We start from the raw sequence: 25,147 nt of genomic DNA, 5'->3' as shown, positions 1-25,147 counted from the left end.
ACCCGGTCACGAGCATGAGCCGCTCTTGCCGGGTGTTTGGATTCGGGGACTGAAGACGATGGAACAGGTTGGATTGGCCGCTGCGACGCACGACGTGACCCTCTGGTCGCTGTTCATGCAGGCGGGCTTTGTCGTGAAGCTGGTCATGCTGGGGCTGATTTCCGCCTCGGTGTGGACCTGGGCGATCGTTGTCGACAAGACGCTGAACTACGGTCGCGTGCGCCGTCAGCTCGACAACTTCGAGCAGGTGTTCTGGTCCGGCCAGTCGCTGGAAGAGCTCTACCGGACTCTGGCCGACAGGCAGACCGCCGGAATGGGGGCGATCTTCGTTTCCGCCATGCGCGAGTGGAAGAAGAGCTTCGAGCGCGGCGCCCGGTCGCCGATCGGCCTGCAGATGCGTATCGACCGCGCCATGGACGTGACGCTCGCCCGTGAATCGGAATCGCTTGAAGCGCGTCTCGGTTCGCTCGCAACCATCGGTTCGGCCGCACCCTTCATTGGCCTCTTCGGTACGGTCGTCGGTATCATGACTTCGTTCCAGGCGATCGCCGGCTCGAAGTCGACCAACCTCGCGGTCGTGGCGCCCGGTATCGCCGAAGCGCTGCTCGCCACCGCGATCGGCCTGCTCGCCGCTATCCCGGCGGTTATCGCCTACAACAAGTTTTCGGCCGACGCCGGCAAGCTGTCGGCACGCATGGAAGGATTTGCCGACGAGTTCTCGGCCATCCTGTCGCGGCAGATCGACGAGAAGCTGCAGAGCCCGCGCCAGGCCGCGCAATAATCGCCAGAGATACGGAGACCACGCTGATGGGTATGTCGGTTGGCGGAGCCAAGGGTTCGGGCGGCGGACGTCGCCGCCGCGGCGGCAAGAAGGCCGTGATGAGCGAGATCAACGTCACGCCTTTCGTCGACGTCATGCTCGTGCTGTTGATCATCTTCATGGTGGCGGCGCCGATGATGACGGTCGGCGTGCCGATCGACCTGCCGGAAACGCAAGCGAAGGCGCTCAATTCCGATACGCAGCCGATCACCGTCTCGGTCAATCCTTCCGGTGAGATCTACCTGCAGGAAACGCCGATCGCGATCGATGAAGTCGTGCCGAAGCTCGAGGCGATCGCCACCACCGGCTACAACGAGCGCATCTATGTGCGCGGCGACACCAATGCCGACTACGGCACGGTCATGAAGGTCATGGCCCGCATCTCCGCCGCAGGCTTCAAGAATCTCGGCCTCGTCACGCTGCAAGAACAGGAAAAGTGATCGTCCACGATGAAGGGCAGTCTCGCTACATCTGCTGTCCTCCACGCCATGGTCTTGACCTGGGCGCTGGTGTCGCTTGGCAGCCCGGCTGACTTCCAGGTCGCCGACGTCGAGGCTTTGCCTGTCGACATCGTTCCCTATTCGGAAATGACCCAGGTTCAGCAGGGCGACAAGAAGGCGCCGAAGAAGGAGACCTCGTCTCCGGTTCCGACCAAGCGTCCGGAGACGAACCAGCCGGCCGAGAACGTCGGCGACAACGACACCGACCTGAAGACGCCGCCGACGCCGAACGCCAAGCCGTCGAAGAGCGAAGCCCAGGCCTCGCCGCAAAAGAACGAAAAGCCCGAGCCGACGCCCGATCCGGTCGAGCAGGAAATCAAGAAGGTCGAGGAGACCAAGCCTGCTTCCGAACCGGCGACCGAGGTCGCAGCCCTGCCGGAACCGAAGCAGGAAGTGAAGCCGGAGACGAAGCCCGACCCGGCGCCCGCCGAAGAAAAGCCGGCTGAAAACCCGGAAGCCGAAGCGCTGCCCGAAAAGGTGCCGACCCCGGCCGCAAAGCCCAAGGTCGAAAAGCCGGCCCAGAGTGCCAAGACGCCTGAACGCAAGAACGAGGCAACGCCGAAGGAACAGAAGAAGGCGGCGTCCACTGAAGAAAGCAAGTTCGACGCCGACGAGATTGCCGCCCTGCTCAACCGGCAGGACCCGTCCGCCGGTGGCGCCAAGCGCTCTACGCAAGAGGCGGCTCTCGGCGGCAAGAAGACGATCGGTGTGGGCCTCAGCGCCAACGAGATCGACGGCGTGAAGGGTCAGATCCAGGGCAACTGGTCGCTGACACCAGGTCTCACCGGCGTTCAGGAAGTCCGGGTGACGATCAAGGTCCAGCTGGATCCGGCAGGCAACATCGTCGGCACGCCGGAAGTGACGGCAACCGGCGGACCTGAAGGAACGCGTCGCGCTGTCGAAAGCAGCACGCTGCGTGCGCTCCGCCGCTCGTCGCCGCTACAGAACCTGCCACCTGAAAAATATGATGGCGAAAAAGGATGGAATACCCTCGTGCTGAACTTCGACCCCTCGGAATTCGCACTCTGAGCTGCCGGGATTGGAACCCATGCCGGATAGCCAACACACCGCACAAACCCTTCGTATTAAGCTGAAAGGCTTGTCTCAATGATCAAGGTCTCTCTTTTCCGTGCCCTGATGGTGGCCGCGGGCATGTTCGTCGCCTTCGTGGCGGCAACGCCGGCGAACGCCGTCGTCGAAATCAACATCAACAAGGGTAACGTCGAGCCCCTGCCGATCGCGATCACCGACTTCCTTCAGGGCGAGCTCGGTCAGAAGATCTCGGACGTGGTCGCCGCCGACCTGAAGCGGTCGGGTCTGTTCGCGCCGATCAACAAGAGCGCCTTCATCGAAAAGATCAGTAATCCTGACGCCACGCCGCGCTTCGAGGACTGGAAGGTCATCAATGCGCAGGCGCTCGTCACCGGCCGCGTGACGCAGGAAGGCGATGGCAGGCTGAAGGCCGAGTTCCGCCTGTGGGATACGTTCGGTGCCCAGCAGATGACCGGCCAGCAGTTCTTCACCCAGCCGGAAAACTGGCGCCGCGTCGCCCACATCATCGCCGATGCCATCTATGAGCGCGTTACCGGTGAAAAGGGCTATTTCGACACCCGCGTCGTCTATGTCGCCGAAAGCGGCCCGAAGACGGCGCGCAAGCGTCAGCTGGCGATCATGGACCAGGACGGCTTCAATGCCCGTGCGCTCACCAATTCCAACGACATCGTTCTGACCCCGCGCTTCTCGCCGAACCGCCAGGAAGTCACTTACATGTCGTTCGAAAACCAGCAGCCGCGCGTCTATCTGCTGCAGCTCGAAACCGGACAGCGTGAAGTCGTCGGCAACTTCCCCGGCATGACCTTCTCGCCGCGCTTCTCGCCGGATGGCCAGCGCGTCATCATGAGCCTTCAGCAGGACGGTAATGCCAACATCTACACGATGGACCTGCGCTCGCGCACGACGACGCGCCTCACCAACACCGCAGCGATCGACACGGCGCCGTCCTATTCGCCCGACGGCAGCCAGATCGCCTTTGAAAGCGACCGCGGCGGCCGCCAGCAGATCTACGTCATGGGCGCCGACGGCTCCGGCCAGCGCCGCATCTCCTTCGGCGACGGCTCCTACTCGACGCCGGTCTGGTCTCCGCGTGGCGACCTCATCGCCTTCACCAAGCAGTCGGGTGGCAAGTTCTCGATCGGCGTGATGAAGACCGACGGTTCGGGCGAACGCATCCTGACCACGGGCTTCCACAACGAAGGCCCGACCTGGGCGCCGAATGGCCGCGTGCTGATGTTCTTCCGACAGAACGCCGGTGCCGGCGGTCCGCAGCTCTATTCGATCGATCTGAGCGGCTACAACGAGCAGGCGATCCCGACGCAGGGCTTCGCCTCCGACCCGGCCTGGTCGCCGCTGCTCGAGTAGGCTGATCCAATATGCGGCGGGAAAATGTGGCAATGATGCCGCTTTCTCGCCGCAAAGTGCTGGTCTAGCAGGCGCCGAACCGAAATTATCGATTTGTTAACCATAACTGTTGAAAAGCGATTAACCGCTTCCGGTTACAGTCTGGCAACCGTGAATTCAGACACTTCCAAGGAGACCGGCGTATGAGCCGAATTGACACCCCGGCCGCAGGCCGCATGCAGACCATCGCTCGCAACCCGGTCATGATCGCCCTGGTCATGACGCTTGCCATCGCTGGCTGTGCATCGAAGAAGAACCTGCCGAACAACGCCAACGAGCTCGGCCTCGGCGGCGCTGGCGCTGCAACGCCGGGTTCGCAGCAGGACTTCACCGTCAATGTCGGCGACCGCATCTTCTTCGACACCGACTCCACCTCGATCCGTGCCGACGCGCAGCAGACGCTCGCCCGCCAGGCCCAGTGGCTCGCCAAATATCCGAACTACGCGATCACGATCGAAGGCCATGCGGACGAACGCGGCACGCGCGAATACAACCTTGCACTCGGCGCCCGCCGTGCTGCCGCCACCCGCGATTACCTCATCAGCCAGGGTGTTCCGGCGAACCGCATGAAGACGATTTCCTACGGCAAGGAAAAGCCGGTCGCCGTCTGCGACGACATTTCGTGCTGGTCGCAGAACCGTCGTGCAGTCACCGTCCTCGGTGGCGCCGGCATGTAAATCTCACGACCGAGCTTGGCTCGGTCGGGTCGCATGACATGTTCCGGGGAACACAAGCGTGTTCCCGAAATCACGAACTGCTAAAATATAGGGGCGGCTCTCAGCCGCCCTTTGCTTTTTTACCACACTTTGGCCGAACTCCGTTGCTTTTTCAGGGCAATTGGAAAACTGTGCGGCAATCACCCAGTTGACTCGGCGAGATGTATTGCGGGCCCCGAATCAAGGGTGGGACAACCGGTATTCGAACAGGACAAATGAAATGAAGAAATTTGTCGTGGCGGGACTGATCGGTCTGACGGCCCTTGTGGGCCTGGGCCAGACAGCGAACGCCATGCCGCTTTCAGGGCTGCTGGCCCGAACGACTGAAACCCAAACCAGTGCGCAAAACCTGCCCGTGGTGAAGGTGCAGTCGGCCGAGACCGCACGGATTGGCCAGCTTGAGGAACAGATCCGCTCGCTCAACGGGCGTATCGAGGAAATGAGCTTCCAGCTCCTGCAGATGCAGGAGCAGATCCGGAAGTTCCAGGAGGACAACGAATTCCGCTTCCAGGACCTGGAAAGCGGCAAGGCCTCCCCGAAGAAGAGCGGCGCGTTGCAGACGCCGAAGACCAGCGATCAGGCGTCCGTCACCCCCGGGGTGACGGATAGCCAGACAATGGCACCGGCCGGCGGGGGCAATGACATGGCGTCCTCCGGGCTCCCGTCGAGTGGTGACCAGGGTTCCGGCGGCGCGGCGCCGACCACGCTCGGTCAGATCGTCTTCGACCAGAACGGCAATCCGGTTGCTGCCACGACCGATGCTCAACCCGGCTCGAACGCCACACCTCCGGGCGTCGACACCGGTGCCGGACTGCCCGCCGACGATGGTGGCCTCAACAGCAACCCTGGCAGCCAGCAGACGGCCTCGCTCGACAACCCCGGCGATCTCTACCAGTCGGCTTACGGCCATGTTCTTTCCGGCGACTACAGCACGGCGGAGCAGGAATTCGGCGACTATCTGGCGGCGTTTCCGCAGGGCGACAAGGCGGCCGATGCCAGCTTCTGGCTGGGCGAGGCGCAATACTCGCAGGGCAAGTACAGCGACGCGGCCAAGACCTTCCTGAATGCGCACCAGGCCCACGGCAAGTCGCCGAAGGCGCCGGAGATGCTGCTGAAGCTCGGAATGTCGCTCGGTGCGCTCGACAACAAGGAAACCGCCTGCGCGACGCTGCGCGAGGTCAACAAGCGCTACCCGAAGGCTTCGCCGGCGGTAAAGGCAAAGGTGACGAGCGAGCAGAGCCGCTTTGGCTGCTGAGGCCCACCCGCCAATGGCCGTTGTCGAAACGGCGAAACGATTTCTTGCCTCCTTCGATAGACCAGCACGCATCCTCGTGGCCGTCTCCGGCGGGAGCGACTCGAAGGGACTGCTTCTCGCTCTCAAAGAAGCGATCGAGGCAACCAAGCCCACAGAATTTTCCCTGGCCGCCTGCACGGTCGATCATGCGTTGAGGCCGGAATCGGCCGAAGAGGCGCGCGGTGTCGCGTCGTTTTGCGAGAGCCTGGGTGTGCCGCATCTCACCACCCGATGGGACGGGCCGAAGCCCGGAACCGGCATTCAGGCGGCGGCGCGCGCGGCGCGCTACGCATTACTGGCGGGGGCTGCGCAACGCTTCGAAGCATCCTCGATCGTCACCGGCCACACGCTCGACGACCAGCGAGAGACGATCCTGATGCGCGCACGGCGGCGGGAGGGACCCGGTGCCGCGGGCATGGCGGCGGCCACGCTCTATGACCGTCGCATCTGGGTGTTCAGACCCTTCCTCGCGGTCGAACGCAGCGCCATTCGCGCCTTTCTCGAGGCCAGGAATGTCGGCTGGTTCGACGATCCGAGCAACGCGAACCCTCGCTTCGAGCGGGTACGTGCGCGGGCCTCGCTGGCGTCATCGCCAGCGACCGGTGGCGGCGTCTGGGATGCCCGATCGCGGGCGCGATCGTCGGCAGTTGCAGCCGCCCTGCTCGCGCGGCACGTAAGGGTGCATGCGGGGTTGGTCGCGCAAATCCCTCCTGCGATGGCAGATCAAGGCCGGGACATCGACTGGCAACGGGCGCTGCTGACGCTGGCGACCGTCCTCGGCGGCCGCGCACATCTGCCGGCGGCCGGGACTGTCGAGCGGTTGGTGAACGCCCTGGAGCAGGGGACACCGGGCCGGCTGACCGCGGGACGCGTCGTCTTCGATCGGCGCTCGACCGGCCTTTATCTTTATCGGGAGGCGCGCGGCATCGAGGACCTGACCTTGCAGGCAGGGCAAACTGCTGTCTGGGACGGACGTTTCCTGATCCGCAACGATGGCGATGGTCCCCTCATGGTGACGGTGGAAGGCGGCCGCGGACCACAACAGCAGAGACTTATTGCCGCAGGTTTGCCACCGGGCGTTGCGGGTCGAGCGTCGCTGTCGGCGCCACGCATCGTCCGCGACGACGTCAAAAGTGTCGCACCTGTCACAATCGAGCCGAGGATCGGTCTCTACGACACCTTTTTGCCGGGTTTCGACAGGATCATGGCAGACAGGATCGCCGGATTGTTCGGACGCCAGCCTTACCTGCCGCCACCGGTTCACGGTCTATTGACAGAAATGGAATGGTAGACGGCGGTTTGCCTTGGCAATGCGTCGCCAGAACCCTATGTTAGGGAGCAAGACAGCGACCCGGCGAAATGCGTGGGTCGTGACAGGTTCCGGGGAGTTCGATGAACCCTAATTTTCGTAATCTTGCCCTTTGGGCAATCATAGCGCTTCTGCTGATCGCGTTGTTCAGCATGTTCCAGCAGCCGACGGAGCGCACCGGCTCGCGCGAGATTCCGTTCTCGCAATTCCTCAAGGACGTGGATGCGAGCCGTGTCAAGGAAGTCGTGATCACCGGCCCGAAAGTGATCGGCAGCTATTCCGAAAGCGGCGCCACCTTCCAGACCTACGCGCCATCCGTCGATACGGCGCTGACCGAGCGCCTCGAAGCCAAGGACGTGACGGTCACGGTTCGCCCGGAAACCGACGGCTCGTCCGGCTTCCTGAGCTACATCGGTACGCTCCTCCCGATGCTTCTGATCCTCGGCGTCTGGCTGTTCTTCATGCGCCAAATGCAGGGCGGCTCGCGTGGAGCCATGGGCTTCGGCAAGTCCAAGGCCAAGCTGCTGACGGAAGCGCATGGCCGCGTCACCTTTGACGACGTCGCCGGCGTCGACGAAGCCAAGCAGGACCTCGAAGAAATCGTCGAATTCCTGCGCGATCCGCAGAAGTTCCAGCGCCTTGGCGGCCGCATTCCACGCGGCGTGCTGCTCGTCGGCCCTCCCGGTACCGGTAAGACGCTGCTTGCACGCTCCGTTGCCGGCGAAGCCAACGTGCCGTTCTTCACCATCTCCGGTTCCGACTTCGTCGAAATGTTCGTCGGCGTTGGCGCCAGCCGTGTGCGCGACATGTTCGAGCAGGCGAAGAAGAATGCGCCCTGCATCATCTTCATCGACGAAATCGACGCCGTCGGCCGCCATCGTGGCGCCGGTCTCGGCGGCGGCAACGACGAGCGCGAGCAGACGCTCAACCAGTTGCTGGTCGAGATGGACGGCTTCGAAGCCAATGAAGGCATCATCCTGATCGCGGCGACCAACCGTCCCGACGTTCTCGACCCTGCACTGCTGCGTCCAGGCCGCTTCGACCGCCAGGTCGTCGTGCCGAACCCGGATATCAACGGCCGCGAACGCATCCTCAAGGTGCACGTACGCAACGTGCCGCTGGCGCCGAACGTCGACCTCAAGGTGCTCGCACGCGGTACGCCCGGTTTCTCCGGCGCCGATCTCATGAACCTCGTCAACGAGGCGGCGCTGATGGCCGCCCGCCGCAACAAGCGTCTTGTCACCATGCTCGAGTTCGAGGATGCCAAGGACAAGATCATGATGGGTGCGGAGCGTCGCTCCTCGGCCATGACCGAAGCCGAGAAGAAGCTGACGGCCTATCACGAAGCCGGTCACGCGATCCTGGCGCTCAACGTTCCCTCGGCCGATCCGCTGCACAAGGCGACGATCATTCCGCGCGGACGGGCGCTTGGCATGGTCATGCAGTTGCCCGAAGGCGACCGCTACTCGATGAGCTACAAGTGGATGGTCTCGCGCCTTGCCATCATGATGGGCGGACGCGTTGCCGAAGAGCTGACCTTCGGCAAGGAGAACATCACCTCGGGCGCATCGTCGGATATCGAGCAGGCAACGAAGCTTGCCCGTGCGATGGTGACGCAATGGGGCTTCTCCGATCAGCTCGGCCAGGTTTCCTACGGCGAGAACCAGCAGGAAGTCTTCCTTGGCCACTCCGTCGCGCAGCAGAAGAACGTTTCCGAAGCGACGGCTCAGAAGATCGACAACGAAATCCGTCGCCTGATCGACGAGGCCTATGAGACGGCGCGCAGGATCCTGACCGAGAAGAACCACGAATTCGTGGCGCTTGCCGAAGGCCTGCTCGAATACGAAACCCTGACGGGTGATGAGATCAAGGCGCTGATCCGCGGCGAAAAGCCGGCACGCGACCTTGGCGACGACACGCCACCGCATCGTGGCTCGGCCGTTCCTTCAGCAGGTTCCAAGAAGGAGGGCCCGGCGAGCAACAAGGGCGAAGAATCCGAAGGTGGATTCGAGCCGCAGCCGCAATAGCCGGCACGGTCGGCAATGTATCCGAGCCGCCGCTCCTTAAGTGGAACGGCGGCTTTTCGTTGCCTCTCGGCCTCTGGCATTTGGTAACGGGATGTAATGATTTCTGATGTTAGGCTCGCTGCCGCTTGCTGCGCTTTTGTGTCAAAGAAGACACGACGTGTTTGCGATGGCTGCCCTTGAACGGAATGCCGATCGCCAAGCAGACGGCATCCAAGAGATGAATGAGGTTCGGTCAATGAAACCCAGTCGCGCAAAACGCAGACAGGCGGAGCTGGCCAAACCGGCCCTGACCCGGCAGAACGATGGAGTTTTTATGAAGCGAAAGTATTTCGGCACCGACGGTATCCGCGGCCAGTCCAACATGTTTCCGATGACGCCGGATCTGGCGATGCGGGTCGGCATTGCGGTCGGTACGATCTTTCGCAACGGAGCCCACCGTCACCGGGTGGTGATCGGCAAGGATACCCGTCTTTCGGGCTATATGCTCGAAAACGCCATGGTGGCGGGCTTTACGGCTGCAGGTCTCGACGTCTTCCTGCTCGGGCCGATCCCGACGCCGGGCGTCGCCATGCTCACGCGGTCGCTGCGCGCCGATATCGGCGTGATGATCTCCGCCTCGCACAACCCCTTCCAAGACAACGGCATCAAGCTTTTCGGTCCTGACGGCTACAAGCTTTCCGACGATATCGAAGAGAAGATCGAGGCGCTGCTCGATCAGGACCTCTCGGGGCAACTGGCAAAGTCTGAAGACATCGGCCGGGCGAAGCGCGTCGATGGTGACATCTATCGCTATCTGGAGCACGCAAAGCGCACGCTGCCGCGCGACGTCACGCTCCAGGGCCTGCGCATCGCTGTCGACTGCGCCAATGGTGCGGCCTACAAGGTGGCGCCGACGGCGCTTTGGGAGCTGGGCGCGGAAGTCGTCACCATCGGGACGGAACCGAACGGCCTCAACATTAATCTCGATTGCGGCTCCACCCATCCCGTGACGCTGTCGAAAAAGGTCCACGAAGTGCGCGCCGATATCGGCATTGCGCTTGATGGCGATGCCGATCGTGTGCTGATCGTCGATGAGAACGGCACGGTGATTGACGGCGACCAGCTGATGGCGGTGATCGCCGACAGCTGGGCCGAAGACGGCATGCTGCGTGGCGGCGCCGTTGCCGCGACCGTCATGTCCAATCTTGGGCTCGAGCGCTATCTGAAAGGGCGCGGCATCGATCTGCGGCGCACGAAGGTCGGCGACCGTTATGTCGTCGAGCAGATGCGCCAGGATGGCTTGAACGTGGGTGGTGAACAGTCGGGCCACATCGTGCTCTCCGATTTCGGCACGACGGGTGATGGTCTTGTCGCCGCTCTGCAGATCCTTGCGGTCGTCAAGCGTCAGGGCAAGGCGGTGAGCGAGGTGTGCCACCGGTTCGAGCCGGTGCCGCAGGTGCTGAAGAATGTTCGTATTTCTGCCGGCAAGCCACTCGAAGATACGGCGGTACGCCAGGCGATCGCCGATGCGGAGGCAGAGCTTGCGAAGTCCGGCCGCCTGCTGATCCGGCCCTCCGGCACCGAACCGCTGATCCGTGTGATGGCGGAAGGCGACGACCGCGGGCAGGTCGAACGTATTGTCGATGAGCTGGTCAATGTCATCGGCAGCGTCCGCAATGCTGCCTGAAGTATTCAGCGACTGATTTCCCTCCAGGGCCGGTGCGATGCATCGGCCTCTTTTTTGTCCTGCTGTCGGCTACCGTCGCCGAAGGCCAAAGCATCTCACGAGGCCATCCCAGCACCGGATTTTCAAGCGGTGAGCGTTCCTGTCTTTTCAGGGGCGAGCTAGTACATTGTCTTGCCGATTTATTTAGCTGTACCTTAAGGGAACTCGAAGACGGACAGTAATGCGGCACAACAACCGTAAGAATAGGCTGCTTTCTTAACAATCTCGGTAAACGTTTGTAGTTAATCGGAACTTAACCTTTCCTCCTCATTATCCATAACCAACATCGGGATTTGGGCACCGGTTTCATGGTGAACCAAGCAACGGAATGTATTGGAGTGGGCCATGAAGAGAATTTTGAGTGGCGTTGTTGCTATTTTGCTCAGCGGCACGGCAGCTTTTGCTGCGGATGTCTACCAACCGCCTATGGAGCCGGTGCCGGAGCAGCCCGTCGAGGTCATCCAGACCAGCGGCTGGTACCTGCGCGGCGACGTCGGTTACGCCTGGAATCATCTGCGCGGCGCAAATTTCTACCAGGGGGGGCCGAGCGGCTCGATCGCGGATTTCGACTCCGCCGATATCGATGATTCTTGGGTGATCGGCGGCGGTGTCGGTTACCAGTTCAACAATTATCTCCGTGCCGACATCACGGCCGACTACTGGGGCAACGGCGACTTCGTCGGCTCGACCAGCGGCGGCTGCGGGACGGTTGCAGGTCCTTGCGTGTCGCGTGACATAAGCTCGGTCTCGGCCTGGAGCCTGATGGCCAACGCCTATGTCGACATCGGCACCTATGGCGCCTTCACGCCCTACGTCGGTGCCGGTATCGGTGCCACGCGCGTGAGCTGGGACGGACTGCGCAACACCAGCTGCAGTGTCGCCGATCCCACGGCATGCGACCCGACGACCAATCACGGCGGCGAGGATAGCTGGCGCTTCACCTACGCCCTCATGGCCGGTACAGCGATCGACCTGACCTGCAACCTGAAGGCCGATATCGGCTATCGCTTCCGCCAGGTCGATGACGGCGACATGTTCGGTTACGCCAATGGCGGCGGACCGGGTTTCGACGATGGCTTCTACATCCACGAGGCGCGCGCCGGTCTGCGCTACTCCTTCGGCAACACCTGCGAAGTTCCTTACGAGCCGCCGCCGATCGTCTACAAATAATCCGACAGTATCCGACAAGCACCAAGGCCACCTGCGGGTGGCCTTTTTCGTGGCCGCCAATCTTTGCCCGTTTCCTAACGAGTATGGTTAACCGTGGGTTAACCAGTCGCTGCAATAGTTAACGCTGAACGAAGCGGCGACGGCATGGCTCCATCCCGCACGGATAGCAGTGGTGAAAGGGCATGGGCATGGATTGGCGAAACGGGTTCTGCGGAGCCGCTTTTGGTGCCGGCCTGCTGCTACTTTCCGGTTCGGCGCTGGCGGCAGACGAGGATCTTCTGAATGCCCCGGAGATCACCATCGAGAAGGAAGCGGCCGGCACCAGTGCGATTTACCTGCGTGGCGATATCGGCTATGCGCCCTGGCGCGGAGAAGGCGACCCCTATTACCGGACCTTCGATGCGGGAACGCTGACCTATGACAGCGTCTCCTTCGACAATGCCCGTTTTGACAAACCGTTCTCCGGTTCGCTCGGCATCGGCTACCAGCTCACCGATACGTTCCGCGCCGACCTGACGGCCGAATATTTCGAGGGCCGGTTCAGCGGTTCGTCGTCGTCGGCAAGTCCTTGCGCGGGGCAGGGGGCCGGCACGTCCTGTGCTTTATCGACCGGTGCCGGCTATTCGGCTCTTGGGCTAATGGCGAACGCCTATCTGGATTTCGGCACGCTTGCGGGTTTCACGCCCTATGTCGGCGGCGGCATCGGTGCGACACGCCTCAACTGGGACAGCGCAATCGAAAGGGCCACTTGTGTGGCCGGCGGCGGCGCTTGCGTCGGCGGCGCGCCCACTGCGACCGCCTACGAGGGGCGCGACAGTTGGCGATTCACCTACGCGCTGATGGCTGGCGTTTCCTATGATCTCAGCGAACAGCTGAAACTCGATGTCGGTTATCGCTATTCGCATGTCGCCGATGGCGAGATGTTCGGCTTCGGCGCCGAGGCGCTTGTTGGCGCCAGCGGCGACAAGGGCTTCGACGACGGGCTGTCGCGCCACGAAATCCGGGCGGGCTTGCGCTTCTCCTTCTGATCTCTCGAAACCGGTGCGGACGGCGGCGCAAGAAGGGCGTCGCCTTTGACAATCGATCGGCTGGCCTTGCTCAGGCTTTTCAGATGTTGCCTGCGACGCCATAAATTTTCTCGATTGCGACAAAGGCGCTTGACTTCCGGTCCCGGCCACAATATCGACGACGGCGGGACACCCTTCCCCAACGAAGGGCTATCTATCTGGAAGGATAGCACATGGCAAAGCCTGCACAGCCGGACCTCCGTCCGAACAATACCCATTTCTCCTCTGGTCCTTGCTCGAAGCGCCCTGGCTGGACGCTCGATGCTCTCTCCGATGCTCCGCTCGGTCGTTCGCACCGTGCCAAGATCGGCAAGACGAAGCTGAAGCAGGCCATCGATCTTACCCGTGACATTCTCGAAGTGCCGGCCGACTACCGTATCGGTATCGTGCCCGCTTCCGATACCGGCGCCGTCGAAATGGCGCTTTGGTCGCTGCTGGGACAGCGCGGCGTCGATATGCTTGCCTGGGAAAGCTTCGGCGCCGGCTGGGTGACCGATGTGGTCAAGCAGCTGAAGCTTGCCGACGTTCGCAAGTTCGAAGCCGGCTACGGCGAGCTGCCCGATCTTTCCAAGGTCGATTTCGACCGCGACGTGGTCTTCACCTGGAACGGCACGACCTCCGGCGTGCGCGTGCCGAACGCCGATTTCATCCCCGCCGACCGCAAGGGCCTGACGATCTGCGACGCGACCTCGGCCGCCTTCGCGCAGAACCTCGACTTCGCCAAGCTCGACGTCGTCACCTTCTCCTGGCAGAAGGTCCTTGGCGGCGAGGGCGCCCATGGCGTCATCATCCTGTCGCCGCGCGCCGTCGAGCGCCTGCTCACCTACGTGCCGGCCTGGCCGCTGCCGAAGATCTTCCGCATGACCTCGGGCGGCAAGCTGATCGAGGGCATCTTCTCCGGCGAGACGATCAACACGCCGTCGATGCTCTGCGTCGAGGACTATATCGACGCGCTGCTCTGGGCTGAGCAGGTCGGCGGGCTCAAGGGCCTGATGGCCCGCGCCGATGCCAATGCGCAGGTGATCTTCGACTTCATCGCCGCCAATGACTGGATCGCCAACCTGGCGGTCAAGGACGAGACCCGCTCCAACACCTCGGTCTGCCTGAAGATCGTCGACAAGGACGTTTTGGCGCTCGACGCCGACGGTCAGGCCGCCTTCGCCAAGGGCGTGGTTGCGCTCCTCGAGAAGGAAGGCGTCGCCTTCGACATCGGCCACTACCGCGATGCGCCGTCCGGTCTTCGCATCTGGGCCGGCGCTACCATCGAGGCCGCCGACATGAAAGCGCTGATGCCGTGGCTTACCTGGGCCTTCGAGACCCAGAAGGCGACATTGACGCAGGCCGCGGCCTGATCCGGAGCGGGGTGAGGAAAATGTACTCTGCCCGCGTCCCGCACAGATGAAAGTGATCCGCTTCGCTCCCGGGGAGGGGGCGAGGCCGGCTATCCGCATTCCTATTCAGACCTGATCTCTAAGTAAGGAGGCCTCTCATGGCACCTCGCGTTCTCGTATCCGACGAACTGTCGGAAACCGCCGTCCAGATCTTCCGCGACCGCGGCGTCGAAGTCGATTTCCAGCCGAAGCTCGGCAAGGACAAGGACAAGCTCGCCGAAATCATCGGCAACTACGACGGTCTTGCGATCCGCTCGGCCACCAAGGCGACGGAAAAGCTGATCGCGGCTGCGACCAACCTCAAGGTTATCGGCCGCGCCGGCATCGGCGTCGACAACGTCGACATTCCGGCCGCTTCGCGCCGCGGTATCATCGTGATGAACACGCCTTTCGGTAACTCGATCACGACCGCCGAACATGCGATCGCGCTGCTCTTTGCCGTTGCCCGCCAGCTTCCGGCGGCCGATACCTCGACCCAGGCCGGCAAGTGGGAGAAGTCGCGCTTCATGGGCGTCGAGATCACCGGCAAGACGCTCGGCGTCATAGGTGCCGGCAATATCGGCTCGATCGTCTGCTCGCGCGCCATCGGCCTGAAGATGCACGTGCTCGCCTACGACCCGTTCCTCTCCAAGGAGCGCGCCGAGGAAATGGGCGTTACCAAGGTCGAGCTCGATGAGCTGCTCGCGCACGCCGATTTCATCACGCTGCACGTGCCGCTGACCGACAAGACGCGCAACATCCTGAGCGCCGAAGCGATCGCCAAGACGAAGCCGGGCGTGCGCATCATCAACTGCGCCCGCGGCGGTCTGGTCGACGAGAAGGCGCTTGCCGAAGCGATCAAGTCGGGTCATGTCGCCGGCGCCGGCTTCGACGTCTTCGAGGTCGAACCTGCGACGGAAAGCCCCCTCTTCGGCCTGCCGAACGTCGTCTGCACGCCGCATCTCGGCGCTTCGACTACGGAAGCGCAGGAGAATGTCGCCCTGCAGGTGGCCGAGCAGATGTCGGACTACCTGGTCAAGGGTGCCGTCTCCAACGCCATCAACATGCCGTCGATAACCGCCGAAGAAGCGCCGATCCTCAAGCCGTTCATCCGGCTTGCCGACGTTCTCGGCGCCTTCGTCGGCCAGGTCACCGAAAGCGCGATCAAGGAAATCGAGATCCTCTATGACGGCTCGACCGCCGGCATGAACACCAAGGCGCTGACGAGCGCGGTGCTCGCCGGCCTGATCCGGCCGCAGGTCGCCGACGTCAACATGGTTTCGGCGCCGGTCATGATCAAGGAAAAGGGCATCATCCTCTCCGAGGTCAAGCGTGACAAGACCGGCGTCTTCGACGGCTACATCAAGCTGACGGTGACGACGGCGAATCAGACGCGCTCGGTCGCCGGTACCGTGTTCTCCGACGGCAAGCCGCGCTTCATCCAGATCAAGGGCATCAACCTCGATGCGGATGTCGGCAGCCACATGGTCTACATCACCAACACCGACGTTCCCGGCATGATCGGCTTCATCGGCATGACGCTGGGCGATGCCGGCGTCAACATCGCCAACTTCCAGCTCGGCCGCGAGAAGGAAGGCGGCGACGCGATCGCTCTGCTCTATGTCGACGCTGCCGTTTCCGAGACCGTGCTTGACAAGCTGCGCGCCAACAAGGCAATTCGCCAGGCAAAGCCGCTGGTCTTCAACATCGATTGAAACCAGCACGGGAAGCGGCAGCAAGATCCGCCGCTTCGTCGACCCCAATCACGGGACATGTCGAGGACGCACCGGTGACCGCCGGTGCGTTTTCCTGTTTCAGAGCATGTGACGAGAAATGACCGAAATGACGTTCCGCCGGCGCGAGGCAAGCCTGCCTGACCTCGTTTCCGTATCGGAGATCCAGCTTGTGGTTCACCAGGCGTTCCCCGAGGATGATGCCGTGCTTGCCGATCGCATCGCCTTGAGCCCAGCCGGTTGCTTCATGCTGGACGCGGACGGGCAGTCGCGGGGTTACGTGTTGAGCCATCCCTGGCTCAGAGGCGCGCCACCGTCGCTGAATACCATGCTTGGCGAAATTCCTGATGCCGCCGACACCTGGTACATCCACGATCTGGCACTTCTCCCCGAGATGCGTGGCTCCGGAGCAGGGGGCGGAGTTCTTCCGATGCTCGAGGATGTCGCCAAGACAGAAGGGTTCCGGTCGATGTCGCTCGTCTCCGTCAACGGATCCCGCGGGTTTTGGGAAAGACAGGGGTTTGAGGTGCGCATGGACGAGCGGCTGGCGCTGAAGCTCTCAAGCTATGGTGAGGAAGCGCTCTATATGGAGCGGCTTCTCGTCTGATAGATGAAAATGCCTTGGCCCCCGAGGAGAAGGCGATAGGAACATCCTCTGCGACCAAGGCCCGGATCGCCTCCCGACCTCCAGCAATTGCATCGCGCGACCTTTGCCCGGCAGGCGCGAGGGCTCGTCAGTGCGGGCGACCCCTCTCGGCAATGGCGATGCCGCCAAGCACCAGCAGGAGGGCGACAAGATGGAAAAGGCGGAAGGTCTCGCCGATCAGCAACACGGAAAGAAGCGTTCCGAAAACGGGAATCGCATTGATGAAGAGACCCGCCCGGTTGGCGCCGATCATCTCGACGCCGCGAACATAGAGCACCTGTGACATCAGTGACGGGAAGATCGCGGCATAGAGAACGATGATCCAGCCGGTGGTATCCGGCACGATCGCCGTGCCGCTGCTGATTTCCCAGAACAGCAGCGGCACGGCGCTGATGAGTGCGCCGAACGCAGGCGCGGCAATGAAGCTCTGCCAGTGCATGACCGGCTTGTAGCGCAGTGCCACGGTGTAGCCGGCATAGACCACGCAGGCGGCGATCATCAGCGCGTCGCCGAAATTGAACTCGAGCGTCAACAGGCTCGAAATGTCGCCGTGGGCTGCCGTCACCAATACGCCGATCAGGGTAACGGTGAAGCCGATCACCTGGGCGATCGATGCCTTCGTGCGGAACAGCATGAAGTTGAACAGGAAGATCAGCATCGGAATGCCGGCCTGAAGGATGACGGCGTTGATGGCGCTCGTATATTTCAGCGCCGAATAGAGCAGGGCGTTGAAGGTGGTGAAGCCGATCGCGCCATATGCGAGCAGTTGCAGCCAGTGCTTGCGGATCTTGTCCCGGTCGCGACGGATCTGCGGCGTCATCAGCACCAGGATGACGACCAGCGCAAAGACCCAGCGCAGGGTCGTCAGCATCATCGGGCTCACGTGCCCGACCGCCATCTTGCCGGCGACGGAATTGCCGCCCCAGAAAAGTGCGGTGACGCAGAGATAGACATAGGCTCTGGAATTCACGATGCTCGGACCTGTGCGGGGATGGGGACCTGTTGCCGGGATGGCGGGAGAGACGAAGATATAGGCGCTAAATCCCGGCCTTGTCATGCAAAAAGGGCGGAACGCCTTATATAACGGGGTCGCTTTCCGGATGACAACACAGTATAGATGCGCGGGTTTGAGAACAGCGCAGCCTCGTTTGCGCGCCTGCACAGGAAGAGAATTATGACGAATGTCGTAGTGGTCGGCTCCCAATGGGGTGACGAAGGCAAAGGCAAGATTGTGGATTGGCTCTCCGAACGCGCGGATATCGTCGTGCGCTTTCAGGGCGGTCACAATGCCGGCCATACCCTGGTGATCGACGGCGTCAGCTACAAGCTGTCGCTCCTGCCTTCCGGCGTTGTCCGTCCCGGCAAGCTTGCCGTCATCGGCAACGGCGTCGTCATCGACCCGCATGCGCTAATTGCCGAAATCGACAAGCTCAGCAAGCAGGGTATTGCGATCACGCCGGACAATCTGCGCATCGCCGACAACGCCACGCTGATCCTGTCGCTGCACCGCGAGCTTGATGGCATCCGCGAAGATGCGGCCTCCAACAGCGGCACCAAGATCGGCACGACGCGCCGCGGCATCGGCCCGGCCTATGAAGACAAGGTCGGCCGCCGCGCCATCCGCGTCATGGACCTCGCCGACCTCGATACCCTGCCGGCCAAGGTCGACCGCCTGCTGACGCACCACAACGCGCTGCGCCGCGGTCTCGGTGAAGCGGAAATCAGCCACGAGGCGATCATGCAGGAGCTTTCCTCTGTCGCCGCCAAGGTGCTGCCGTTCATGGACACCGTCTGGGTGCTGCTCGACAAGGCCCGCCGCAAGGGCGCGCGCATCCTGTTCGAAGGCGCGCAGGGGACGCTGCTCGACATCGACCACGGCACCTATCCGTTCGTCACCTCGTCGAACACCGTTGCCGGCCAGGCCGCGGCAGGCTCGGGCATGGGCCCGGGTTCGCTCGGCTATATCCTCGGCATCACCAAGGCCTACACGACGCGCGTCGGTGAGGGCCCGTTCCCGACCGAGCTCACCGATGAAATCGGTCAGTTCCTCGGTGAAAAGGGGCATGAATTCGGTACGGTGACGGGGCGCAAGCGCCGCTGCGGCTGGTTCGACGCGGCACTGGTGCGCCAGTCGGTTGCCGCCAATGGCATCACCGGCATCGCGCTCACCAAGCTCGACGTGCTCGATGGTCTCGACGAGCTGAAGATCTGCGTCGGTTATACTCTGGATGGACAGCAGATCGACCACCTGCCGGCAAGCCAGGCGCAGCAAGCTTCGGCAAAGCCAGTCTATATTACACTCGAAGGCTGGAAGGAATCGACGGTCGGCGCACGCAGCTGGGCAGATCTTCCGGCGCAAGCGATCAAATACGTTCGTCAGGTCGAAGAACTGATCGGTGCGCCGGTCGCTCTTCTTTCGACCAGCCCCGAACGGGACGACACAATACTTGTGACGGACCCCTTTGAGGACTAGTGTCGGCGAAATGACATTGCGTCGCGATCGCAAAGACATACCTGGCGTATGAGAAAGTACTAATGGCGGATTTTGTTGCAGTTATTCGCAGGACCGTTGACGGCCTGTCGGAAAACACACCCGAAATGCGGGACAGGGTATACGAGAAGGCGCGCGCGGCCGTGCGCCGCCAGCTCGAAAACATGAACCCGCGTCCGTCGGACGACATGATCAATCGCCAGTTGGCGAAACTCGAAAACGCGATCGCCGAAGTCGACAGCGAATATGCCGAGGCCTTGCCCTCTCTCGAAGAGACGGAAGTGGTGGAGGATGCGTCCGAAACCGTAGCCGTCGAGCAGCCGGTCGAGGAAATCGTTCCCGAGCCTGAAGCGCAGCCCGAACCGGCTGGCGAAAGCGAGCCGGTCGCGGTCGCCGAGGAAGCGGCACCGGAAGCGGACGAACATGGTGCGGCGGTTCAAGAGGAGCCGGCGCAGTATGCCGACCATCCCGCCGAAGCGGCGGAAGTAGCCGCGGCAGAGCCGGCTGCGGAAGAACCAGTGGTCGAAACGACCGATACTCCGATCGACGAGGCGAGCGCCCCCGTCGTCGAAGAGCCGCAGGCAGATGTCCCGGTTTACGAGGCCGCAGAGTATGCGGCACCGGCTGCGGACGAAACGCACGATGTGACTGCACCCCCTCCGCCGGTGGACGAGGAACCTCGCTCGGTCGAAGAGCCGGCATGGGATGCTCCGGCGGCTGCCGCCGAAGAAAAGCCGGCCGCCTCCGAGTGGGATCTGCCGGAATGGGAAACCGCCACTCCGATGGCGACGCACGCTCCTGCGGACCAGCAGGTCGAGGAGGACGAGCAGGCCCATGGGCCCGAGCTCCTCGGCATGCATCCGGTGGAAGAGCCGCAGCAGGATGTGCCGGCGGAGACGCCGAGTGCTGCAGCCGAGCCCCCGAAGGCCGATACCGCGCGCAACTGGTCGTTCGACGATAACGATCCCTTCGCGGCGTTCGAGGAACGGCGCACCGAAAAGAGCGCGGAACCGGAGATTGCCGATTGGTCCTGGCCGATCGAGAAGACCGGACAGGCGGCGGCCGATACTCCCCAGAGCCAGCAAGATCGCGCCGGCACGGCCTGGGACCACATCGACGACCTGCTCGGTTTCGAAAGTGCCGCGACCGCAGCGACGGCGGGTGCAGCAGCATCGACGGCTGCGCGCGAGCCGGAACGTGGCGCCGAGGGACCGGCGCCGGCAGCCTCACGGCCGTCATCTTACCGGGCTACACCGAAGCCGTCGCGCTTCAGCATCAAGCGCCTTGCCATCGCTGCAATCATCTTGCTGGCGCTTGGCGGTGGCGGCTTCGCCTACTGGCAGAATCGGGAAGCGGGCAACGCCTGGCTTTCGAGGATCGTGGCGTCGGTCACTTCGGCCGTTTCAAACATCGGAGGATCGCCGGCAGAAGAGAGCGCTCCGCCGGCAGATGGCCAGGGAGAAGCGACGCAGCAGCAACCGGCACAACACGACGACACGGCGGTCCCGGACAACACCTCGACGAAATTCACCCAGCGCCTGCTTAATGACGGCTCCGAAGTCGACAATGGGCCCGCCACCGCAAGCGGCGAGGGCACCGGCCAGGAAGGCAAGTCCGTGGCGCAGCAGACCGAGGCGAGCAAGCCTTTGGAAACGGCTAGTGCCCAGGGCGGAACGGCCGGTCAAGCGGGCACACCGCCGGCCGGACAGCAGACTGGTGGACAGCCGACGACACCGGAGATTGCGATCGCCAATGGCGAGAAGATGTTCCTCTACGAAGAGCGCCTCGGCCAGTCTTCGCCGACGGCCATTCCGGGAACCGTTGCGTGGTCGGTGAAGGAAGAATCGCCCGGCGGTGACGCCAAGCCCGAACCGGCCGTCCAGGCACAGATCACCATTCCGGACCGGGGCCTCACTGCGTTGATGACGATCAAGCGCAACGCCGACGAGTCGTTGCCGGCAAGTCATGTCATCGAATTCGTCTTCTCGCTGCCGCAGAACTTCGAAGGCGGCGCGATCGACAGCGTGCAGCGCGTTTCGATGAAGCGTACGGAGCAGGATCGGGGTGACGCGTTGATCGCCGTCCCGGCCAAGATCACCGACGACTTCCATATGATCGCGCTCAACGATTCCAAGGACGCGATCGGCAACAACACCGAACTGCTGCGCAGCCGTAGCTGGATCGACATTCCGCTGACCTACAGGAACGGCCGGCGCGCACTGTTGACGCTGGAGAAGGGACCGAGCGGAACGGACGCCTTCAATCAGGCGCTGCGCGCCTGGGCGGCCGCGCCGACAACGGACGCGGCGACCAACAGCCAGTAAGCCCCGAGACACGACAGGACAAAGAAAAACCCGGCAGGAGCGATCCGCCGGGTTTTTCATTTGGCTCATGGGGCTGCCGCGCCACCGTAAGGGACGCGAGGGGCCTTATACGGCGCCTTCGACGACCCGCAAGGCGTTGGCGCGCTCGAGAGCGGCCTTGCGCACGGCGTCCTGGACCTTTTCGAAGGCACGCACCTCGATCTGCCGCACGCGTTCGCGGCTGATGTCGAATTCGGCCGAAAGATCCTCGAGCGTCAGCGGCTCTTCGGTCAGGCGGCGCGCTTCGAAGATGCGGCGCTCGCGGTCGTTCAGCACCTTCATCGCATTGGCGAGCAGCGCCCTGCGGCTTTCGAGCTCGTCCTGCTCGATCAGGATTTCTTCCTGGTTGTCGTGGTCGTCGACAAGCCAATCCTGCCACTGGCCGGCATCGCCCTCACTCGCCTTGATCGGCGCGTTGAGCGACGCGTCACCGGAAAGCCGGCGGTTCATCGAAACCACTTCGTCCTCGCTCACCTTGAGCGTGGTGGCGATTTCTTTGACCTGTTCGGGCTTCAGGTCGCCTTCATCCAGCGCCTGGATCTTGCCCTTGAGGCGACGCAGGTTGAAGAACAGCCGCTTCTGATTGGCGGTCGTGCCCATTTTCACAAGCGACCATGAGCGCAGGATATATTCCTGGATCGCCGCCTTGATCCACCACATCGCGTAGGTCGCGAGCCGGAAGCCGCGATCGGGCTCGAACTTCTTGACGGCCTGCATCAGGCCGACATTGCCTTCGGATACGACTTCACCGATCGGCAGGCCATAGCCGCGATAGCCCATCGCGATCTTGGCGACGAGGCGAAGGTGACTGGTGACCAGCTTGTGCGCCGCGTTGCGGTCGTCATGTTCCTGGTACCGCTTGGCGAGCATGTACTCTTCCTGCGGTTCCAGCATCGGAAATTTGCGGATTTCGTCGAGATAACGATTGAGGCCACCTTCACCAGCGGCAATGGTCGGCAAATTGTTTCGGGCCATAGAAGCACCCCCCTTTAATCGTCTCCGGCTTCCGGTCGGCAAGCCGGGCATGTGGGTCTTCGTCAAGACCCCACGAGCCTAGAAAATAAGTACGGCGAAAGCATGATTCAAGGACTCCGGTTTCACCAAACTGTGACGCCGGGTGACAGGAAGTCACGAACAGAGACTAAGCCTTAGATCGGAATCCTGACAGCAGAATTCAAGGGGCGCGCTCACACTTCGCCGCGCAAAGCCTCGATCAGTTGCTCCATGTCGGCCGGCACAGGCGCTTCGAAATGCATGGTTTCGCCGGTCGTGGGGTGCTCGAACTGCAGCATGAAGGCGTGCAGGGCCTGGCGGTGGAATTGATTGACGACGGCCTTGGCCGCATCCGGCAGCAAATTCGCCTTGGTGCGGAAGGCGGCGCCGTATTCCGGGTCACCGATCAGCGGATGGCCGATATGGGCCATGTGCACGCGGATCTGGTGCGTGCGCCCCGTTTCGAGGTGGCATTCCACGGTTGACGCCAGGCAGGTGCCATCCGGCTTTTCAAGATAGCGCTCGACGACCTCATAATGGGTGATCGCCTCGCGGGCATCGTCGCTGTCCTCGCGCTTGACCGCGCGTTTGGTCCGGTCGCCGGCGCGCCCGAGCGGCGCGTCGATCGTCCCCTTCAACTGCCGCGGGCGCCCCCAGACGACGGCGCGATAGGCGCGTTCGAGCGGACCGGTGCGGCCATGGTCGGCAAACTGCTCCGAGAGATGGCGGTGCGCGGCATCGTTCTTGGCGACGACCATGACGCCGCTCGTCTCCTTGTCGAGGCGATGGACGATGCCCGGGCGCTTGACGCCACCGATGCCCGACAGGCTGCTGCCGCAATGGTGGATCAGCGCGTTGACCAGCGTGCCGGTCCAGTTGCCGGCGCCAGGATGCACGACGAGGCCGGCGGGCTTGCAAAGCACGATCAGGTCGTCGTCCTCGTAGAGCACGTCGAGCGGGATGTCCTCGCCCTTCGGCTCCGGGTCTTCGGGCTCGGGCAGATCGATCTCGAAGACGTCGCCGGGATGGACCTTCTTCTTCGCTTCCGTCACCGGCTTGCCGTTGATCGACACCGCGCCCTGTTCGATCAGGCTCTTGATCCGGTTGCGGGAGAATTCACCCGAAAGTGCGTCCGTGAGGAAGGAATCAAGGCGCCCCGTGGCATCCTCGCCTGCGGTCAGGACTTTCCTATTGGCCGTCGCTTGTTTAAAGGGGTCGTTCATTCCGTTCCAAATCCGAAAAAAGGCCAGCCATGACCGCAATCGAGCCCGATGACCAGGACGACAAGCCGCTAGATCCGGCCATGGAAAATGTCCGCCGCAAGATGGTGAAGCTTCAGCTCGTCTCGGCCGGCGTCATGTTGGTCATGCTTATGGCCGTCCTTGGGACGATTGTCTACAAGCTGACACGCACGGACGCGAAGGCACCCGTTCAGGCCGCCACTACCGTCGTTCCGAGCGAAGCGCCGGTCAATGCGGTCGCAGCGCTTCCCGCCGGTTTCACGGTGACGAACGTGGCGCTCTCCGGCTCCCAGGTGCTCTTCTACGGCAACCTGCCGGGGTCGGAGCCGCGCGCCATCGTGTTCGACATCGGCGCCGGCCGCATCGTTGCCGACGTCACCGTCAGGACGAACTGACGACATGTCGAATGCCCTTCCGCCCGTCCAGCGCATCGATGACCCCGCCGATCCCCGGATTGCCGGCTTCGTCTCGATCAAGGAGCGCGATCTGACGGGGCGGCAGGGCCGCTTCATCGCCGAAGGCACGGTGGTGCTGCGCATGCTGGCGGCGGCGCAGGAAGCCGGGCGTGGCTTTGCGGCCGAGGCGATCCTGCTGCTCGAAAACCGGCTTTCCGGCGTTCAGGATATTCTCGAACGGTTCCCGCCGTCGGTACCGGTCTATGTGGCGGACGCGCAGGTGTTCGATGCAATCGCCGGCTTCAACATGCATCGGGGCGTGCTTGCGCTCGGCCGCCGCGACGGTGAGCCCGGCCGCGATGCATTGATCGCGTCGCTGCCCGCGTCGAGCCTCGTTCTGGCGGCCTGCGGCATCTCCAACCACGACAACATGGGCGCGCTCTTCCGCAACGCCGCGGCCTTCGGGGTCGATGCCGTGCTGATGGATGAGACGAGCTGCGACCCGATGTACCGCAAGGCGATCCGGGTCTCCGTCGGCTCGGTGCTGACGGTGCCTTTTGCGCGCGAAGGTTCGGTCGCCACCATGCTGGAGCGGCTGCAGCAGGCGGGCTTTGCGATCTGGGGGCTCTCGCCCGCCGGTGACACCGAGCTTGGCGCGATCCCGCCGGCGGCGCGCACGGCACTTCTGATGGGAACCGAAGGGGAGGGGTTGCCACAATCGGTGCTGGCCTCTGTCCACACGGCGCACATCCGCCAGCGCCCGGGCCTCGACAGCCTCAATGTCTCCACCGCCGCGGGCATTGCCCTGCACCAGGTGGCACTGATCAACGGCCGAATCTGACCGCCCGTT

21 protein-coding genes are annotated in these 25,147 nt (G+C 62.9%); 18 read left to right on the top strand and 3 right to left on the bottom strand.

Features of this window, described 5'->3' with window-relative positions; genetic code table 11:
- Positions 1 to 58 precede the first annotated feature (58 nt).
- The 14 genes from tolQ to AC0C6X_RS15640 all read left to right on the top strand — a co-directional run bounded on the left by tolQ (position 59) and on the right by AC0C6X_RS15640 (position 16,775).
- The gene (tolQ, locus tag AC0C6X_RS15705; protein ID WP_173520451.1) at positions 59 to 781 is read left to right on the top strand and encodes a protein TolQ; all 723 of its coding nucleotides are present in this window, start codon (positions 59 to 61) and stop codon (positions 779 to 781) included.
- Positions 782 to 807: 26 nt separating this feature from the next.
- Positions 808 to 1,260: a protein TolR gene (gene tolR, locus AC0C6X_RS15700; protein ID WP_173520452.1), complete on the top strand. Its 453-nt coding sequence runs from the start codon at positions 808 to 810 to the stop codon at positions 1,258 to 1,260.
- Between the two features lie 9 nt (positions 1,261 to 1,269).
- Positions 1,270 to 2,349: a hypothetical protein gene (locus tag AC0C6X_RS15695; protein WP_247959757.1), complete on the top strand. Its 1,080-nt coding sequence runs from the start codon at positions 1,270 to 1,272 to the stop codon at positions 2,347 to 2,349.
- A gap of 78 nt (positions 2,350 to 2,427) precedes the next feature.
- On the top strand, positions 2,428 to 3,738 hold the full coding sequence (tolB, locus tag AC0C6X_RS15690) for a Tol-Pal system beta propeller repeat protein TolB (RefSeq protein WP_247959756.1): 1,311 nt from the start codon (positions 2,428 to 2,430) through the stop codon (positions 3,736 to 3,738).
- Between the two features lie 182 nt (positions 3,739 to 3,920).
- Positions 3,921 to 4,454: a peptidoglycan-associated lipoprotein Pal gene (gene pal, locus AC0C6X_RS15685; RefSeq protein ID WP_173520455.1), complete on the top strand. Its 534-nt coding sequence runs from the start codon at positions 3,921 to 3,923 to the stop codon at positions 4,452 to 4,454.
- Positions 4,455 to 4,713: 259 nt separating this feature from the next.
- The gene (gene ybgF / locus AC0C6X_RS15680; protein ID WP_173520456.1) at positions 4,714 to 5,748 is read left to right on the top strand and encodes a tol-pal system protein YbgF; all 1,035 of its coding nucleotides are present in this window, start codon (positions 4,714 to 4,716) and stop codon (positions 5,746 to 5,748) included.
- A gap of 13 nt (positions 5,749 to 5,761) precedes the next feature.
- Positions 5,762 to 7,078 carry a tRNA lysidine(34) synthetase TilS gene (gene tilS / locus AC0C6X_RS15675; protein WP_472953923.1) on the top strand — a complete coding sequence of 439 codons (1,317 nt, stop codon included), beginning with the start codon at positions 5,762 to 5,764 and terminating at the stop codon, positions 7,076 to 7,078.
- A gap of 101 nt (positions 7,079 to 7,179) precedes the next feature.
- Entirely contained in the window at positions 7,180 to 9,123 is a 1,944-nt protein-coding gene (ftsH, locus tag AC0C6X_RS15670; RefSeq protein ID WP_173520458.1) for an ATP-dependent zinc metalloprotease FtsH, read from the top strand.
- 313 nt (positions 9,124 to 9,436) lie between these two features.
- Complete coding sequence (glmM, locus tag AC0C6X_RS15665) at positions 9,437 to 10,789, top strand: phosphoglucosamine mutase (protein WP_173520459.1); 1,353 nt, start codon at positions 9,437 to 9,439, stop codon at positions 10,787 to 10,789.
- A 384-nt stretch (positions 10,790 to 11,173) separates the two neighbouring features.
- Positions 11,174 to 11,998 carry an outer membrane protein gene (locus AC0C6X_RS15660; protein WP_173520460.1) on the top strand — a complete coding sequence of 275 codons (825 nt, stop codon included), beginning with the start codon at positions 11,174 to 11,176 and terminating at the stop codon, positions 11,996 to 11,998.
- A gap of 188 nt (positions 11,999 to 12,186) precedes the next feature.
- Positions 12,187 to 13,026 (top strand): outer membrane protein, encoded by an 840-nt coding sequence (locus AC0C6X_RS15655; protein WP_472953919.1) that lies wholly within the window; start codon positions 12,187 to 12,189, stop codon positions 13,024 to 13,026.
- A 212-nt stretch (positions 13,027 to 13,238) separates the two neighbouring features.
- Positions 13,239 to 14,417: a phosphoserine transaminase gene (locus AC0C6X_RS15650; protein WP_472953917.1), complete on the top strand. Its 1,179-nt coding sequence runs from the start codon at positions 13,239 to 13,241 to the stop codon at positions 14,415 to 14,417.
- A 137-nt stretch (positions 14,418 to 14,554) separates the two neighbouring features.
- Complete coding sequence (gene serA / locus AC0C6X_RS15645) at positions 14,555 to 16,150, top strand: phosphoglycerate dehydrogenase (RefSeq protein ID WP_173520463.1); 1,596 nt, start codon at positions 14,555 to 14,557, stop codon at positions 16,148 to 16,150.
- Between the two features lie 118 nt (positions 16,151 to 16,268).
- Complete coding sequence (locus tag AC0C6X_RS15640) at positions 16,269 to 16,775, top strand: GNAT family N-acetyltransferase (protein WP_472953916.1); 507 nt, start codon at positions 16,269 to 16,271, stop codon at positions 16,773 to 16,775.
- 127 nt (positions 16,776 to 16,902) lie between these two features.
- Here AC0C6X_RS15640 and AC0C6X_RS15635 read toward each other — a convergent pair whose 3' ends face one another.
- Positions 16,903 to 17,784, bottom strand: coding sequence for a DMT family transporter (locus tag AC0C6X_RS15635; protein ID WP_472953914.1), 882 nt, complete (start codon positions 17,782 to 17,784; stop codon positions 16,903 to 16,905).
- 204 nt (positions 17,785 to 17,988) lie between these two features.
- Here AC0C6X_RS15635 and AC0C6X_RS15630 point away from each other — a divergent pair, with 204 nt between their 5' ends.
- Together AC0C6X_RS15630 and AC0C6X_RS15625 are read left to right on the top strand one after the other, a co-directional pair.
- Entirely contained in the window at positions 17,989 to 19,287 is a 1,299-nt protein-coding gene (locus AC0C6X_RS15630; RefSeq protein ID WP_173520466.1) for an adenylosuccinate synthase, read from the top strand.
- A 62-nt stretch (positions 19,288 to 19,349) separates the two neighbouring features.
- Positions 19,350 to 21,629 carry a hypothetical protein gene (locus AC0C6X_RS15625; RefSeq protein WP_173520467.1) on the top strand — a complete coding sequence of 760 codons (2,280 nt, stop codon included), beginning with the start codon at positions 19,350 to 19,352 and terminating at the stop codon, positions 21,627 to 21,629.
- Between the two features lie 105 nt (positions 21,630 to 21,734).
- On the opposite strand, the gene rpoH is transcribed toward AC0C6X_RS15625, so the two are convergent.
- Positions 21,735 to 22,643 carry an RNA polymerase sigma factor RpoH gene (gene rpoH, locus AC0C6X_RS15620; RefSeq protein ID WP_173520468.1) on the bottom strand — a complete coding sequence of 303 codons (909 nt, stop codon included), beginning with the start codon at positions 22,641 to 22,643 and terminating at the stop codon, positions 21,735 to 21,737.
- A gap of 212 nt (positions 22,644 to 22,855) precedes the next feature.
- Positions 22,856 to 23,884, bottom strand: coding sequence for an RluA family pseudouridine synthase (locus tag AC0C6X_RS15615; protein ID WP_173520469.1), 1,029 nt, complete (start codon positions 23,882 to 23,884; stop codon positions 22,856 to 22,858).
- A gap of 29 nt (positions 23,885 to 23,913) precedes the next feature.
- Between AC0C6X_RS15615 and AC0C6X_RS15610 the strand changes: the two genes are divergently transcribed.
- Positions 23,914 to 24,297 (top strand): hypothetical protein, encoded by a 384-nt coding sequence (locus AC0C6X_RS15610; protein WP_472953910.1) that lies wholly within the window; start codon positions 23,914 to 23,916, stop codon positions 24,295 to 24,297.
- Positions 24,298 to 24,301: 4 nt separating this feature from the next.
- Complete coding sequence (locus tag AC0C6X_RS15605) at positions 24,302 to 25,138, top strand: TrmH family RNA methyltransferase (RefSeq protein WP_472953908.1); 837 nt, start codon at positions 24,302 to 24,304, stop codon at positions 25,136 to 25,138.
- Positions 25,139 to 25,147 lie beyond the last annotated feature (9 nt).

Source organism: Ensifer sp. VA4 (assembly GCF_055710065.1).
This window is presented reverse-complemented; position numbering and strand designations above follow the sequence as displayed.

Excerpts from the sequence above, each read along its gene's own strand:
- tolQ (WP_173520451.1), top strand. The coding sequence starts at position 59 with ATGGAACAGGTTGGATTGGCCGCTGCGACGCACGACGTGACCCTCTGG.
- tolR (WP_173520452.1), top strand. The coding sequence starts at position 808 with ATGGGTATGTCGGTTGGCGGAGCCAAGGGTTCGGGCGGCGGACGTCGC.
- AC0C6X_RS15695 (WP_247959757.1), top strand. The coding sequence starts at position 1,270 with ATGAAGGGCAGTCTCGCTACATCTGCTGTCCTCCACGCCATGGTCTTG.
- tolB (WP_247959756.1), top strand. The coding sequence starts at position 2,428 with ATGATCAAGGTCTCTCTTTTCCGTGCCCTGATGGTGGCCGCGGGCATG.
- pal (WP_173520455.1), top strand. The coding sequence starts at position 3,921 with ATGAGCCGAATTGACACCCCGGCCGCAGGCCGCATGCAGACCATCGCT.
- ybgF (WP_173520456.1), top strand. The coding sequence starts at position 4,714 with ATGAAGAAATTTGTCGTGGCGGGACTGATCGGTCTGACGGCCCTTGTG.
- tilS (WP_472953923.1), top strand. The coding sequence starts at position 5,762 with ATGGCCGTTGTCGAAACGGCGAAACGATTTCTTGCCTCCTTCGATAGA.
- ftsH (WP_173520458.1), top strand. The coding sequence starts at position 7,180 with ATGAACCCTAATTTTCGTAATCTTGCCCTTTGGGCAATCATAGCGCTT.
- glmM (WP_173520459.1), top strand. The coding sequence starts at position 9,437 with ATGAAGCGAAAGTATTTCGGCACCGACGGTATCCGCGGCCAGTCCAAC.
- AC0C6X_RS15660 (WP_173520460.1), top strand. The coding sequence starts at position 11,174 with ATGAAGAGAATTTTGAGTGGCGTTGTTGCTATTTTGCTCAGCGGCACG.
- AC0C6X_RS15655 (WP_472953919.1), top strand. The coding sequence starts at position 12,187 with ATGGATTGGCGAAACGGGTTCTGCGGAGCCGCTTTTGGTGCCGGCCTG.
- AC0C6X_RS15650 (WP_472953917.1), top strand. The coding sequence starts at position 13,239 with ATGGCAAAGCCTGCACAGCCGGACCTCCGTCCGAACAATACCCATTTC.
- serA (WP_173520463.1), top strand. The coding sequence starts at position 14,555 with ATGGCACCTCGCGTTCTCGTATCCGACGAACTGTCGGAAACCGCCGTC.
- AC0C6X_RS15640 (WP_472953916.1), top strand. The coding sequence starts at position 16,269 with ATGACCGAAATGACGTTCCGCCGGCGCGAGGCAAGCCTGCCTGACCTC.
- AC0C6X_RS15630 (WP_173520466.1), top strand. The coding sequence starts at position 17,989 with ATGACGAATGTCGTAGTGGTCGGCTCCCAATGGGGTGACGAAGGCAAA.
- AC0C6X_RS15625 (WP_173520467.1), top strand. The coding sequence starts at position 19,350 with ATGGCGGATTTTGTTGCAGTTATTCGCAGGACCGTTGACGGCCTGTCG.
- rpoH (WP_173520468.1), bottom strand. The coding sequence starts at position 22,643 with ATGGCCCGAAACAATTTGCCGACCATTGCCGCTGGTGAAGGTGGCCTC.
- AC0C6X_RS15615 (WP_173520469.1), bottom strand. The coding sequence starts at position 23,884 with ATGAACGACCCCTTTAAACAAGCGACGGCCAATAGGAAAGTCCTGACC.
- AC0C6X_RS15610 (WP_472953910.1), top strand. The coding sequence starts at position 23,914 with ATGACCGCAATCGAGCCCGATGACCAGGACGACAAGCCGCTAGATCCG.
- AC0C6X_RS15605 (WP_472953908.1), top strand. The coding sequence starts at position 24,302 with ATGTCGAATGCCCTTCCGCCCGTCCAGCGCATCGATGACCCCGCCGAT.